A 13,705-nucleotide genomic window follows, 5' to 3' on the forward strand; every position below is an offset into this window, starting at 1 on the left:
CTAGACTGACATCGAAAGAGCTAAAAAGGTGGAGGCGCTGTGGAGAGCATTAAAGGATCTGAACTTAACGTTCCTGACGCAGTATTTGCGTGGGTGCTGGATGGACGCGGCGGTGCCAGACCGCTGGAAGATAGCGATGTCATTGATAACGAACATCCTTGCTGGCTACACCTGAACTACACCCACCCGGACAGTGCTGACTGGCTGGCCTCGACACCGCTCTTGCCTAACAATGTGCGCGATGCGCTGGCGGGGGAAAGCCTGCGACCTCGCGTGAGCAGAATGGGAGACGGAACGTTGATCACTCTGCGCTGCATTAATGGCAGCACGGATGAACGTCCTGACCAGCTGGTTGCGATGCGCGTCTATATGGATGATGGTCTGATTGTTTCCACCCGTCAGCGTAAAGTCCTGGCGCTGGATGACATTGTTAACGATCTGAAAGAAGGTACCGGGCCGATCGACTGTGGCAGTTGGCTGGTGGACGTCTGCGACGCCCTTACCGATCATGCGAGCGAGTTTATCGAAGAGTTGCACGATAAAATCATCGATCTTGAAGATAACCTGCTCGATCAGCAGATCCCACCGCGTGGATTTCTGGCGTTATTGCGTAAGCAGTTGATCGTAATGCGTCGCTATATGACGCCGCAGCGTGACGTATATGCCCGTCTGGCAAGCGAAAGACTTACCTGGATGAATGACGATCAGCGACGCAGAATGCAGGATATCGCCGACCGGCTGGGCCGCGGGCTGGACGAAATTGATTCCTGTATTGCCAGGACGGCAGTGATGGCAGATGAAATCGCCCAGGTGATGCAGGAATCCCTTGCGAGAAGAACCTATACGATGTCTCTGATGGCGATGGTATTTTTACCCAGCACGTTTCTGACCGGCTTGTTTGGTGTGAACCTGGGCGGAATTCCAGGGAATGCTTATCGCTACGGCTTCACCGCGTTTTGCGTCATGTTAGCTGTTGTGATTGGTGGTGTTGCATGGTGGTTACATCGCAGTAAATGGCTGTAAATTTTCGTTTTTTTCACGTTTTACGCAGTTCAAAACGCTCTTTTAATTGAGCGAAGTCAATAAACATCTACCCCGTAAGGTGCATTATTACTCCCGCAGGTGAATGCAACGTCAAGCGATGGGCGTTGCGCTCCATATTGTCTTACTTCCTTTTTTGAATTACTGCATAGCACAATTGATTCGTACGACGCCGACTTCATAGTCGGCTTTTTTTTGCCTCCTGTTTGCCAGCGACTAACCTAAAAGAGACGACAGCAACTTCTGGAGGGAATGATGAGCATCTTACTCGCTCTTCAACTGCAACAATCGCGTCAGCCTGATCCCATCCCCACCGATCCTGTACCGATGCCCGATCCCATTCCGCGTCCGCAGCCAATGCCGGACCCACCGCCAGATGAAGAACCGATTAAAATGTCGCATCAAACCCCGAGATCTGCGAGGATACGCGCCATCTGACTGCGAAGATGACCACGAGAGATTATTGTGACTGCTTTTTCTACCCTGAATGTTCTGCCTGCCGCCCAACTCGATAACCTTAACGAGTTGGGATATCTCACTATGACTCCTGTCCAGGCGGCCGCGCTGCCAGCCATCCTTGAAGGCCGTGACGTACGCGTGCAGGCAAAAACGGGCAGTGGCAAAACGGCAGCATTCGGGCTTGGGTTGTTGCAGCACATTGATGCTGGTCTGTTCCAGACTCAGTCAATGGTTCTGTGCCCAACGCGCGAGCTGGCAGATCAGGTCGCGGGAGAGCTGCGTCGTCTGGCGCGTTTTCTGCCCAATACCAAGATCTTAACGCTATGCGGCGGACAACCGTTCGGTGCACAGCGTGATTCGCTCCAGCATGCGCCACACATTATTGTCGCGACGCCAGGTCGCCTGCTGGATCACTTGCAAAAAGGCACCGTTTCGCTGGATGCGTTACAAACGCTGGTGATGGATGAGGCCGACAGGATGCTGGATATGGGCTTCAGCGATGCGATTGACGAGGTGATCCGTTTCGCACCGTCCGATCGCCAGACGCTGTTGTTCTCTGCCACATGGCCGGAAGCCATTGCCGCCATCAGCGGCCGCGTGCAGAAAAACCCGCTTACCATTGAAATCGACAGTGTTGATGCCCTGCCAGCCATTGAACAGCAGTTCTTTGAAACTTCGCAGCAGGGAAAAATCCCGCTACTGCAGAAATTGCTTAGCCAGCATCAGCCTGCGTCCTGCGTGGTGTTCTGTAATACCAAAAAAGACTGCCAGTCAGTCTGCGATGCGCTAAATGCGGCGGGGCAGAGTGCATTGTCGCTGCATGGCGATCTGGAGCAGCGTGACCGCGATCAGACGCTGGTCCGTTTTGCCAACGGTAGCGCCCGTGTCCTGGTTGCGACCGACGTGGCGGCGCGTGGTCTGGATATCAAATCGCTTGAGCTGGTGGTGAACTATGAGCTGGCGTGGGATCCTGAAGTCCATGTCCACCGTATCGGCCGTACGGCACGTGCAGGAAACAGCGGACTGGCGATCAGCTTCTGTGCACCGGAAGAGGCGCAACGCGCCAATATTCTCTCAGAAATGCTGCAGATTAAACTGAACTGGATGACCCCACCTGCCGGTGTCAGTCTCGTGCCGCTGGAGGCTGAAATGGCGACGCTGTGCATTGATGGCGGTAAAAAAGCCAAGATGCGTCCAGGTGATGTATTAGGTGCGCTGACCGGAGATGTGGGGCTGGATGGGGCGGATATCGGTAAGATTGCGGTGCATCCGGCACATGTTTATGTGGCGGTTCGCCAGGCGGTTGCTCATAAGGCCTGGAAGCAGCTGCAAAACGGGAAAATTAAAGGGAAAACCTGCCGCGTTCGTCTGCTGAAGTAAAGGATATAGCGTCTCAGAATCTCTTTCTGAGACGCTATCATTTTATTTCACTTCGAGTACGTTGAGACGCAGTTCTTCGAACTGATTGTCATCTTCTTCTGGCTGCCAGCCAGCAGGCTGCATAGGGATCTCTTCCCGATCGAACGCCAGATCACCGCCATTCACCACGTCTGAATCGTGGTTGATACCTTTGAAGTCGAACAGCTCAACATCCGCGAGGTGGGACGGCACAACGTTCTGCATCGCGCTGAACATGGTTTCGATACGACCCGGATAACGTTTGTCCCAGTCACGCAGCATGTCGCCAATCACCTGGCGCTGCAGGTTCGGCTGAGAGCCACAGAGGTTACATGGAATGATAGGGAATTCTTTGGCCTGAGAGAAACGCTCAATATCCTTCTCGCGGCAGTAGGCAAGAGGGCGGATGACAATGTGCTTGCCGTCATCGCTCATCAGTTTTGGTGGCATGCCTTTCATCTTGCCGCCGTAGAACATGTTCAGGAACAATGTCTGCAGGATATCGTCGCGGTGATGGCCCAGCGCAATTTTGGTCGCACCCAGCTCCCTTGCGGTACGATACAGAATGCCGCGACGCAGACGTGAGCAGAGAGAGCAGGTGGTTTTGCCTTCCGGGATCTTCTCTTTCACGATACCGTAGGTATTTTCTTCGACGATTTTGTACTCTACGCCCAGCTTCTCCAGATATTCCGGCAGAATGTGTTCAGGGAAGCCCGGCTGTTTCTGGTCAAGGTTGACCGCCACCAGGGAAAACTTCACTGGCGCGCTTTGCTGAAGATTACGCAGGATCTCCAGCATGGTGTAGCTGTCTTTACCCCCTGAAAGGCAAACCATAATACGGTCACCGTCTTCAATCATGTTGAAGTCTGCAATGGCCTCGCCCACGTTACGACGCAGTCGCTTTTGCAGTTTATTCAGGTTGTATTGCTCTTTCTTTGTATTTGATTGATTTTCTTGCATTTATTACTACCTTCGGAGCCAATAGGGGCATAATAGGGGCAAAATTTTTCAGCGTGCCAGCTTATCGTTAAGCATCAACACCTGTTCGCCATTCATTTCTTCAATCCACGCACCGTAGACTTCATAAACCATTTGCGCGTTTTCATGCCCCATCTGGCTGGCTATGAAAGACGGGTTAGCGCCGGCAGATAAAAGCCAGCAGGCAAAAGTATGCCGCGTATGGTACGGATTCCGGCGGCGAATACCAGCACGTTTTACAGTTGCGTTAAATCTGGAGCCGATACTCGATAAAGAGTAGTAGGCCTTCTGTATGCCCTTGCTCATCCTGGGCATGAAAACAAATCGCAGGCTCTAGCAGATCGCTTCGCCAGTGGCGAGACTTTTAGTATCCATGGAAGAAGTAGCGAATCTTCAAGCCGATAAACTTCAACACTGGCCAGACATAATGCTGGATGAAATATAGGGCAGGTGGAACAACCAATGCCGCACCAGTTGCGCAGATTGCGTATACTGCCGAGTCCTTTGCAATTAATGAATAATTTAGGTTAAGTGTTTCAAGGTTAATTGCATTGGTTGTACTGGAACCTACAAATCCAGAGCCAAAAACAACCAGGAACACATAAAGTGATGCTGTTATGAGCTTTAAAATTAGCCGAATGTATTTCACGATGAACACCTACTGAATGAATCCCCCTTTTTACACATAAGCACCGTGTTTAGCTAGCTCATGGTTTACGTTGTTCTAAATGGTATTCTGAACTTTACACCCGAACCCACAAAGGCTGGCTGTGTTGACCTGTTCTCGCGCAAAGTTATTGGCTGGTCAATGCAACTCCGAATGACAAAAGATAAATATCCTGAGCCTGATACATGCGTGATATCGCGTATAATGCTTCTTCAAAATCGCTTAACATCCACTGGCTTGTACTATGACTCTCAATCGTTTTTGTTATTTACTCCTGATCCTCGCTGCGGTCGGCAGCATTCTTACCTCGTATCCAGTGGTGATGTGGTTGCTGCTGATCAATGTGCTGACGATGGTTATGTATGGCGCAGATAAAATGGCGGCGCGTAAAGGTATGCGCAGGGTTCCGGAAGCGACGTTGCTGGTATTTGGTGTGACAGGGGGCTGGCCAGGGGCCATTTTGGGACAACAACTCTTTCGCCATAAAACCCAAAAGCAACCCTTCAAAACGTATTTTATTATCAGCGTTATTGTCAGCATCGCCGTGATGGCGGCAGCTTACCATTTCTCTCCTTTTGTCTCTTCATGAGCGCAGGCCGGCACGGGTGAAATGCCTGTTGACATCAAGTTAACTTGAGCTTTTAAGATGACTGCCACAAGTTGATAAAGGAGTAACATCTTAATATGAAAGATATTGATGTCGGTTTTACACATGTCGCGTTCATGGTCAGGGATCTTGAGAAGAGCATTGCTTTCTATCGTCGTTACGCGGGTATGGAGGTAATTCATTCCCGTGAACCTGATATTCCTGATGCCCGAAAAGTGGCGTGGCTAAGCGACCATACTCGTCCTTTCGCCCTTGTGCTGGTGCAGGCGGACAACGTAACCGATACACCGCTGGGCTCATTTGGTCATCTGGGGATTGCCTGCGCCACTCGTGAAGAACTCGACAGGAAAACGGAGATAGCAACCGCTGAAGGTGTGTTAAGAAAAGCGCCGGAAGAGCTGGGTGATCCCGTCGGTTACTATGTTTTTTTTGCCGACCCTGATGGTAACACGTTAGAACTGTCTTTCGGGCAGCGCGTTGGGCTTGAGGTAATCCGAACGGCTCATCCTGAAAATAAAGATAACGGGATATAAGAGAGAAAAAATGGAATACAGATTGCCATTACAAACCTCGCGTTTGTTACTACGGCCACTGGCATCCGCCGATTTGCCGGAAATTGCGTGCTACCGCAACCAGCCTGAGGTCGCCCGTTTTCAGAGCTGGGATCGTTACACGATGCAGGATGCAGAAAAATTATATGCTCAGCAGAACTCCCTTGCGTTTAACAGCGATGACACGTGGTATCAGATTATCGTTGAACGGCAAATGGACGGGGCTGTGATTGGTGACATTGGTATTCATTTTTTTGATGAGGGCAGGCAGGCTGAACTGGGTATGACCTTTGATATGAAATATCAGAGTCAGGGTTATGCCCGGGAAGCGATCAGTGCCATAATTACACTGTTATTTACGCACTATAAAAAGCACCGGCTTATCGCCGTTGTGGATACACGCAATATTCGCGCTGTAAACCTTCTGGAAAAACTCCATTTTCGACGGGAAGCCCATTATCTGCAGAACATCTTTTTTAAGGGGGAATGGGGTGATGAATATTGTTATGCCTTGTTAAAAGAGGAACATCTCCAGCATTAACAGAGCGTCAAAAATTTCTAAATACTGGTACCTGCACCGCTAATAGTAGTAGGTTTATTCTCAATGGCTTGCTGTTTTTTGCACAATCTGAATAATAAGTGCAACAACACATAAGACAACATCCCATGAAAATTCAATATATTACACTGGTGGTGATGGCGTTCATCTCTGCGCCTGCCTGGTCCGCGTTTCAGGAGAGGGAATATAATACATGGTATATAAAAAATGCCGTTCTTTATGATATGACACAGACTTCAGAGGGTTTTCCTGTCATGGTGAGTATATCCCAACCAGAGCGGCGTTCTGCCAATCTGCTGGTGTCATATATTTCTGAAGGACAATGTGGTGGAGACAGGAAAGAGCTTAACGTCAATGGCAAAACACTGCCTGCACAATATCACTGCGTTCAGGTGGGTGTGAGCAAAATTGAACATTTTTCAGTGATTGATGCTGATAGTGTGAATGGTATGGTGAATCATCTGAAGGCAGATTTCACTCTGCTTGTGCAAAATGATATTAAGGTATGGGCGGCAAACATCAAGACCCCAAAATATGGGATGACCCCGAGATTCTAAATAATCACTTTACCCATCTGTTTGATACGTTCAACAGATATTAACCAAATCAATCAATGCCGTTCTGTTTTACCGTATTCCTGCTACGCTTTTCTGTTGTAAAAGGGAGCGCGAGTATGCAAAACAAAGATGAACAAACAGGTTTAGTGGGGCTGGCAATTGGTGCCGCCGTCATTGGGCTGGTTTCAGCGCAGAAACCGATTGATCGCGTTAGCATCGTCAATGAACTGGTCAGGCTGGGCAGGCAGAAAGGTGATGGTGTTGAGGATGAAGTTTTCGTCAAAGCTGCCGCACTTGTGAGGAAAGGGGTGTAACCGATGGGTGAAATTCGTCATGCGCAGTGCCATTGTGGCGCGGTGGTATTCACCGTCGAGCTTTCTGATGGCTTTAATACTGCGCGGCGCTGCAGCTGTTCTTTCTGCCGAATGCGGGGGGCTGTGGCGGTATCCGCGCCGTTATCGGGGATTACTGTAACCAAAGGTGAGGATAAGCTCACGGAGTACCGATTTAACACGGGTACGGCCCGGCATTTTTTCTGCTCAATATGCGGGATTTATACGTTCCATCAACGGCGTTCCAACCCGAACGAGTACGGTGTGAATGTTGCCTGTTTTGAAAACGTATCGCCGTTCGACTTCCCGGAGGTTACGGTGATGGACGGAGTTAACCATCCTATGGACGGGGGGAGCGGAGTTTTTGGCTATCTCTCTTTTCGCAAAATCTTTTGACAGGTCTCAAAAAACAGTGAGCCCGCATAATTATGCGGGCTCGGACAATCAGAACTGGTATACCAGGCCTAACGCAAGAACATCATCGGTACCGATGCCGTTGTTCTTGTAGAAACTTTCATCTTCGTCCAGCAGGTTGATTTTATAATCAACATAGGTGGACATGTTTTTGTTGAAATAATAGGTAACGCCGACGTCAGCATATTTAACCAGATCCTGATCGCCCTGACCGTTGCCCAGGTCCTTACCTTTAGACTGCAGGTAGGAAAGGGTTGGACGCAGACCGAAGTCGAACTGGTATTGTGCGGTGATTTCGAAGTTCTGAGTTTTGTTCGCCACGGCGTCGGTATTATCACCATAAGGCGTCATGTTACGGGTTTCAGAATACATTGCCGCCAGGTAGATATTATTGGCGTCATATTTCAGACCAGCAGTCCAGGCATCGGCTTTGTCACCACCAGCCGTGGTATTCATAACCTGTTCATTGGTACGGTCAGAAGAGGTATAGGCCGCACCTGCGCTGATCCCCATACCAAAGTCATAGGTGGTAGAGATACCGAAGCCGTCACCGTTTTCATGGCGTGTGTCACGGCCATTGTTAGTACCTTCCTGGTTGTTGCTGGCGTCTTCATTCTTGCCCTGATACTGCAGCGCAAAGTTCAGGCCCGGTACCAGTCCGTAGAAATCGGTGTTACGGTAGGTTGCTACACCGTTCGCACGACCGGTCATAAAGTTGTCAGCTTTGGTGTAGGAGTCGCCACCGAACTCTGGCAGCATATCCGTCCAGCCTTCAATGTCATACAGAACACCATAGTTACGGCCATAGTCGAAGGAACCGTAGTCACCGACTTTTACACCCGCGAAGGCCAGACGTGTCCAGGACTGGTTATCTGAGCCTTCAGTGTTGTTCGCCTGAATGTTGTATTCCCACTGTGCGTAACCGGTCATCATGTTGTTGATCTGGGTTTCACCCTTGAAACCCAGACGCATGTAGGTCTGATCGCCATCAGCACCTTTATCGTCGGAGAAGTAGTGCAGGCCATCTACTTTTCCGTACAGATCTAATTTGTTACCGTCTTTATTATAAATTTCTGCTGCATGTGCAGCACCAGCCATTAACAGAGCCGGAATCATCAGAGCCAGTACTTTTCTTTGCATTGTGATATTCCTTTGCAGTTGTTTTTATTTAATTACCTGTTGAACTTTCAGAATGAGAAAGTTGTCTCATGCTAAATCACTCCTGTGTAAGAGTAATAAAATATAATTGTTACGAATTAAGTAAAATCTAAACCAAATAAAACCACGGAAATAGTCATTGGTTGTATGAATGATTCGCGGTGAATTATACAAAATAAAAATTATTAATAATGAGTTAAGTAAGCTAATCTCTGTGTCGTTATATGCCTTTAAGATTATTTATCCATAATTTGCATGAATGCTATTTACTCTGCTAAATAGATATTTATTAATTAACTGGATTAGCCCGATGTGAATACATCGGGCTTTTTTTATGGCAAAAAAATGCCCGGGTTTACCGGGCAGGGGGAATTAATCGCTGGTTGATTTTTCGGCTTTACCTGCCATCTGAGCCAGAAAATCATACCGTTTTTGCAGGTCTGCTGCGGCATCTTTCCACAACTGTTCAGCTACCTCAGGCTGTTGCGCATTGAGGCGGCGGAAGCGTTGCTCCTGCATTAATGTCTCGGCCAGGGCATCTGACGGTGGACGTGAATCCAGCGCCAGCGGTAACTTACCCTCGTCCGCACGGCGCGGGTCGAACCGGTACAGAGGCCAGAAACCGGTAGCCGTCAGCTGACGCATCTGATCGTGGCTGAGTGCCAGGTCGTAGCCATGCTCTTCACATGGGCTGTAAGCAATGATTAACGACGGGCCAGGATACGCTTCCGCTTCCTGGATGGCTTTCACCGTCTGGTTAAGTTGCGCACCCAGTGAGATTTGCGCGACGTAAACGTGGCCGTACATCATCATGCTCACACCGAGATCTTTGCGTGCCTTACGTTTCCCGTGTTCACCAAATTTTGTAACGGCGCCCAATGGCGTAGCCTTCGACGCCTGGCCGCCAGTATTGGAATAACACTGTGTATCCAGAACCAGAATGTTGACGTTTTCGGTCAGGCTCAACACGTGATCCAGACCGCCAAAACCAATATCGTAAGCCCAGCCGTCACCGCCGATAAGCCAGATCGATTTTTCAACCAGGGCGTCAGCGTCAGTCAGAAGTTGTTCTGCACCCGCCACCCCCTGAAGGGCATGTCGCAGCTCAGCAACTTGCTCGCGACGAACTTCTGGTGTGGCTTCTGTGTGTAGCGCGTCATTGAGCTCTGCAGGGATCTGCCCGGTAAATTGTTCCAGTAAACGCATCACCCGCGCGCGATGCTGGTCGACGGTCAGACGGAAGCCGAGACCAAATTCGGCATTATCTTCGAACAATGAGTTTGCCCATGCCGGACCTCGACCATTCGCGTCGGTGGTGTACGGCGTGGAGGGCAGATTACCGCCGTAGATTGATGAGCAGCCGGTGGCGTTGGCAATCAACATTCGGTCGCCGTAGAGCTGCGTCAGCAGTTTGATATACGGCGTTTCACCACAACCAGAGCAGGCACCAGAGTACTCGAACAACGGAGTGATAAGCTGCGACGTTCGAATATCAATACGCTCCAGCTTGCTACGATCGATTTCCGGCAAATTCAGGAAGAAGTCATAGTTTACTTTTTCTTCTTCAACGTGCTCCAGACGCGACATCATATTGATGGCTTTGATATTCGGGTCCTGTCTGTCTTTCGCCGGGCACACCTCAACGCACAGATTACAACCGGTACAATCTTCAGGTGCGACCTGCAGAACGTATTTCTGTCCGCGCATATCACGCGATTTCACATCCAGAGAATGGAGACTGGCCGGAGCATCCGCCATTGCTTCCGGGGAAACCACTTTGGCGCGAATGGCCGAATGTGGGCATGCCGCAACACAGTGATTGCACTGGGTACACAGATCTTCTTTCCAGATGGGAATCTCTTCGGCGATGTTGCGTTTTTCCCAGCGCGTGGTCCCCATTGGCCAGGTCCCATCTGGCGGTAGAGCAGAGACGGGAAGGGCATCGCCCAGTCCGGCCAGCATTGCCGCCGTCACGGTCTTAACGAAATCAGGCGCCGCATCAGAGACCACCGGAGGACGATTTGGGCTTGCAGCATTCACCGGTTGCAGCGCTACCTCAAACAGAGATTCGCGAGCGAGTGCCAGCGCCTGCCAGTTGCGTTCGACCAGTTCCTGGCCCTTGCTGCTGTAGCTTTTGGCAATTGCACCCTGCAGTTCCTTGAGTGCACTGTCGCCAGGCAGGATATTGGTCAAATGGAAAAAGGCCATTTGCATCACGGTATTAATACGCGCAGCCAGACCACATTCGCGGGCAATTTTCGCGGCATTAACCACATAAAAACGGGCTTTCTTCTGGTTGAGGACCGCCTGTACTTCCTGCGGCAGACGCGACCAGACTTCGTCTGCACTGTATGGCGTATTCAGCAGGAAAATACCACCGGGTTTCAGGCGCTCAGCCATCTGGTATTTATCAATAAACTGCAGCTGGTGGCAGCCAACAAAATCAGCCTGCGAAATAAGATAAGCCGAGCGGATGGGGTGTTCACTCACACGCAGGTGGGAAACGGTCAGACCACCGGCTTTTTTGGAATCATAGACGAAGTATCCCTGGGCATACCACGGGGTAGAATTGCCGATGATTTTGATGTTGTTTTTGGTCGCCGAGACGCTGCCGTCGCTGCCCAGACCATAGAAAAGTGCCTCAAGTTTGGCATTCGATGGCAACGTGTTTTCTGGCAAAACCAGGGAAAGGTTAGTCACATCATCATAAATGCCGACCGTAAAGCGAGGTTTCGGTTTCGCTTCATTTAACTCGTTAAATACCGCCAGCACGCAGTCCGGTCCAAACTCTTTGGAGGACAAACCATAGCGGCCGCCGATCACGCGCGGTAGCGTTTCACGTTCGCCGTTATTAAATGCTTCAGCCAGCGCGGTCATGACATCCAGATACAGGGGTTCCGCGTGTGCGCCGGGCTCTTTGGTACGGTCCAGTACCGCCACAGCACGTGCGCTTTCAGGTAAGGCAGAAAGCAGATGTTTAGCTGAGAATGGACGATAGAGACGCACCTTAAGCACGCCAACTTTTTCGCCGCGCGTCAGCAGCTCGTCAACCACCTCTTCACAGGTTCCAATGGCGGATCCCATCAGCACAATCACCCGTTCTGCCTGCGGGTGGCCGTAGTACTCGAACGGTTTGTATTCTCGTCCGGTTGCGGCAGCAAAGTCAGCCATCGCCTGTTCAACGTGGTCGTAAACCGCGTTGTACCATGGGTTCGTGGCTTCACGGGACTGGAAATAGGTATCTGGATTCGCGGATGTCCCACGGATCACCGGATGCTCCGGGTTAAGGGCGCGGGCGCGATGCGCGTCGATTTCCGCCTGCGGCAGAAGATTCAGAATTGTGTCGTCAGCCAGCGGGACGATTTTGTTGATTTCGTGAGACGTGCGGAAACCATCAAAGAAGTGAATAAATGGAACGCGGCTTTTCAGCGTGGCGATATGCGAAATTAAGGCGAAGTCTTGTGCTTCCTGCACGCTGCTGGCACAGAGCATCGCGCAACCGGTCTGACGCACGGCCATTACGTCGGAGTGGTCACCGAAGATGGACAGGGCGTGGGTGGCAATGGTTCGTGCCGCAACATGCAGAACGAAGGGGGTGAGTTGACCAGCGAGTTTGTACAGTGTCGGGATCATTAACAACAATCCCTGAGAAGAGGTAAACGACGTGGAGAGCGCACCAGTCTGAAGCGCACCATGTACCGTGGCAATCGCACCGGCTTCAGACTGCATTTCAACCACTCTTGGGACATCGCCCCAGACGTTTTTTAACCCGTTACCCGCCCAGGCGTCTGCCTGCTCAGCCATGGTTGAACTTGGCGTGATTGGATAGATGGCGATAACTTCGCTGGTGCGAAACGCGACTGAGGCAACAGCCCCATTACCGTCAATAGTTTGCATAGGACGACACCCTTACATTGCGCAAAAATAGAGGGGCTGTCATCAGACGACGAGCCCTGAATATTATCTCTTTAGTCTAGCAAACAGGGGATTCGACGATTTTCGCTTTTGTGTCCTCGGTATTCCTGGTATCAATGAGTAGATCAAACTTTTGCCAAAAAAATTGCGAGAAATTGTTTCCGGGGCGCATAAATACGCACTTCCGCTCTCGACGACACGGGATGTGATGCCTATTATGCATAGGTTTCGCATTATTCATGGGGGAGAGAGCATGCGCTCAGCATTTTTGGTAGGGTGTGCCGCGTTATTATTGTCGGCATGTAGCAGTGAACCAGTCCAGCAAGCAACAGCGGCACACGTGGCGCCCGGAATGAAAGCGGCGATGTCCAGCTCCGGTCAGGCCAACTGCGCGATGATTGGTGGTTCGTTGTCTGTTGCCCGCCAGCTTGACGGTTCTGCTATTGGGATGTGCGCCTTGCCAAACGGCAAACGCTGCAGCGAACAGTCGCTTGCCGTTGGAACTTGCGGTAACTACTGATTATTCTGCACGCTTAAACAACAGCGTTTTATCGGCTGTCGCCAGCGTTAACTGGTCTTCTGTCAGGTCGACCTGCGCCCCTTTGCGCAGCATGTCGCCGATGGCGTGATCCAGCTCGTTAAGCTGCGGTTCAGTACAAAGTTTACGTGTCATGGCCAGACCGCTGACTTTAAGTTCGCCTTCGGACAATTTCCCTTGCCCATTGAAGCGATTACACATCTGGCCTGAAACGCGAATGTTATTAACCAGGCTAATATCTGGCAGGGCGCTAAAGCTGATCTCAGGTTGCGTTGTTGTGGCCTTCACGGCTTTGCCGTCCACATTTTCCAGAACAAAACGATGGTTCTTCAGTTGCTCCGGCTGAACGGAAGCTTTCCCCGGATTAACACAACCGGTCAGGACAAGGCTAATAACACTTAACGCAATGAGCTTTTTCATTTTTCTTCTCAAACTATAAATATCGTGAATCTTTTTACAGTGTAACGATACGCTGCCTTGCGTTAATGGGGTTTATCTGAAAGTGCGAGGCGGGTGTCGGGCAACGCAGCG

At 50.5% G+C, this 13,705-nt stretch carries 14 protein-coding genes and 1 pseudogene; 10 read left to right on the forward strand and 5 right to left on the reverse strand.

Annotated features, from left to right (window positions below; all coding sequences use genetic code 11):
• The first annotated feature begins 39 nt into the window (after positions 1-39).
• The 3 genes from zntB to dbpA all read left to right on the forward strand — a co-directional run bounded on the left by zntB (position 40) and on the right by dbpA (position 2,880).
• Positions 40-1,023, forward strand: coding sequence for a zinc transporter ZntB (gene zntB, locus HED65_RS01320; protein WP_114977086.1), 984 nt, complete (start codon positions 40-42; stop codon positions 1,021-1,023).
• A gap of 273 nt (positions 1,024-1,296) precedes the next feature.
• Positions 1,297-1,479, forward strand: a complete 183-nt coding sequence (gene ynaL / locus HED65_RS22980; protein WP_114977087.1) for a proline-rich small protein YnaL — start codon at positions 1,297-1,299, stop codon at positions 1,477-1,479.
• A gap of 27 nt (positions 1,480-1,506) precedes the next feature.
• The gene (gene dbpA / locus HED65_RS01325) at positions 1,507-2,880 is read left to right on the forward strand and encodes an ATP-dependent RNA helicase DbpA (RefSeq protein ID WP_114977088.1); all 1,374 of its coding nucleotides are present in this window, start codon (positions 1,507-1,509) and stop codon (positions 2,878-2,880) included.
• A 42-nt stretch (positions 2,881-2,922) separates the two neighbouring features.
• On the opposite strand, the gene ttcA is transcribed toward dbpA, so the two are convergent.
• Positions 2,923-3,858, reverse strand: coding sequence for a tRNA 2-thiocytidine(32) synthetase TtcA (ttcA, locus tag HED65_RS01330; RefSeq protein ID WP_114977089.1), 936 nt, complete (start codon positions 3,856-3,858; stop codon positions 2,923-2,925).
• A 48-nt stretch (positions 3,859-3,906) separates the two neighbouring features.
• Positions 3,907-4,206, reverse strand: a pseudogene (locus HED65_RS01335) (tyrosine-type recombinase/integrase); the annotation flags it as partial.
• Between the two features lie 581 nt (positions 4,207-4,787).
• On the opposite strand from HED65_RS01335, the gene HED65_RS01340 reads away from it, so the two are divergent.
• The 6 genes from HED65_RS01340 to HED65_RS01365 all read left to right on the forward strand — a co-directional run bounded on the left by HED65_RS01340 (position 4,788) and on the right by HED65_RS01365 (position 7,545).
• Entirely contained in the window at positions 4,788-5,132 is a 345-nt protein-coding gene (locus HED65_RS01340) for a DUF1294 domain-containing protein (protein WP_114977090.1), read from the forward strand.
• A gap of 95 nt (positions 5,133-5,227) precedes the next feature.
• Positions 5,228-5,683, forward strand: coding sequence for a VOC family protein (locus HED65_RS01345; protein WP_114977091.1), 456 nt, complete (start codon positions 5,228-5,230; stop codon positions 5,681-5,683).
• A gap of 10 nt (positions 5,684-5,693) precedes the next feature.
• The gene (locus tag HED65_RS01350) at positions 5,694-6,242 is read left to right on the forward strand and encodes a GNAT family N-acetyltransferase (RefSeq protein ID WP_114977092.1); all 549 of its coding nucleotides are present in this window, start codon (positions 5,694-5,696) and stop codon (positions 6,240-6,242) included.
• A gap of 125 nt (positions 6,243-6,367) precedes the next feature.
• Positions 6,368-6,817: a hypothetical protein gene (locus HED65_RS01355; protein ID WP_114977093.1), complete on the forward strand. Its 450-nt coding sequence runs from the start codon at positions 6,368-6,370 to the stop codon at positions 6,815-6,817.
• Between the two features lie 116 nt (positions 6,818-6,933).
• Positions 6,934-7,131, forward strand: coding sequence for a hypothetical protein (locus HED65_RS01360; RefSeq protein ID WP_114977094.1), 198 nt, complete (start codon positions 6,934-6,936; stop codon positions 7,129-7,131).
• Positions 7,132-7,134: 3 nt separating this feature from the next.
• A complete protein-coding gene (locus tag HED65_RS01365) occupies positions 7,135-7,545 on the forward strand; it encodes a GFA family protein (protein WP_114977095.1) in 411 nt (136 codons plus the stop codon).
• A gap of 48 nt (positions 7,546-7,593) precedes the next feature.
• Here the strand turns inward: HED65_RS01365 and ompC are convergent, their stop codons facing one another.
• Both ompC and nifJ read right to left on the reverse strand, forming a co-directional pair.
• Entirely contained in the window at positions 7,594-8,703 is a 1,110-nt protein-coding gene (gene ompC / locus HED65_RS01370; RefSeq protein WP_114977096.1) for a porin OmpC, read from the reverse strand.
• Between the two features lie 390 nt (positions 8,704-9,093).
• Positions 9,094-12,618: a pyruvate:ferredoxin (flavodoxin) oxidoreductase gene (gene nifJ, locus HED65_RS01375; RefSeq protein WP_114977097.1), complete on the reverse strand. Its 3,525-nt coding sequence runs from the start codon at positions 12,616-12,618 to the stop codon at positions 9,094-9,096.
• Between the two features lie 271 nt (positions 12,619-12,889).
• On the opposite strand from nifJ, the gene HED65_RS01380 reads away from it, so the two are divergent.
• Positions 12,890-13,156 carry a putative hemolysin gene (locus HED65_RS01380; protein ID WP_025759109.1) on the forward strand — a complete coding sequence of 89 codons (267 nt, stop codon included), beginning with the start codon at positions 12,890-12,892 and terminating at the stop codon, positions 13,154-13,156.
• Here HED65_RS01380 and hslJ read toward each other — a convergent pair whose 3' ends face one another.
• Complete coding sequence (gene hslJ / locus HED65_RS01385; RefSeq protein WP_114977098.1) at positions 13,157-13,594, reverse strand: heat shock protein HslJ; 438 nt, start codon at positions 13,592-13,594, stop codon at positions 13,157-13,159.
• Positions 13,595-13,705 lie beyond the last annotated feature (111 nt).

The organism is Pantoea sp. LS15 (genome assembly GCF_012241585.1).
GTDB lineage: Bacteria > Pseudomonadota > Gammaproteobacteria > Enterobacterales > Enterobacteriaceae > Enterobacter.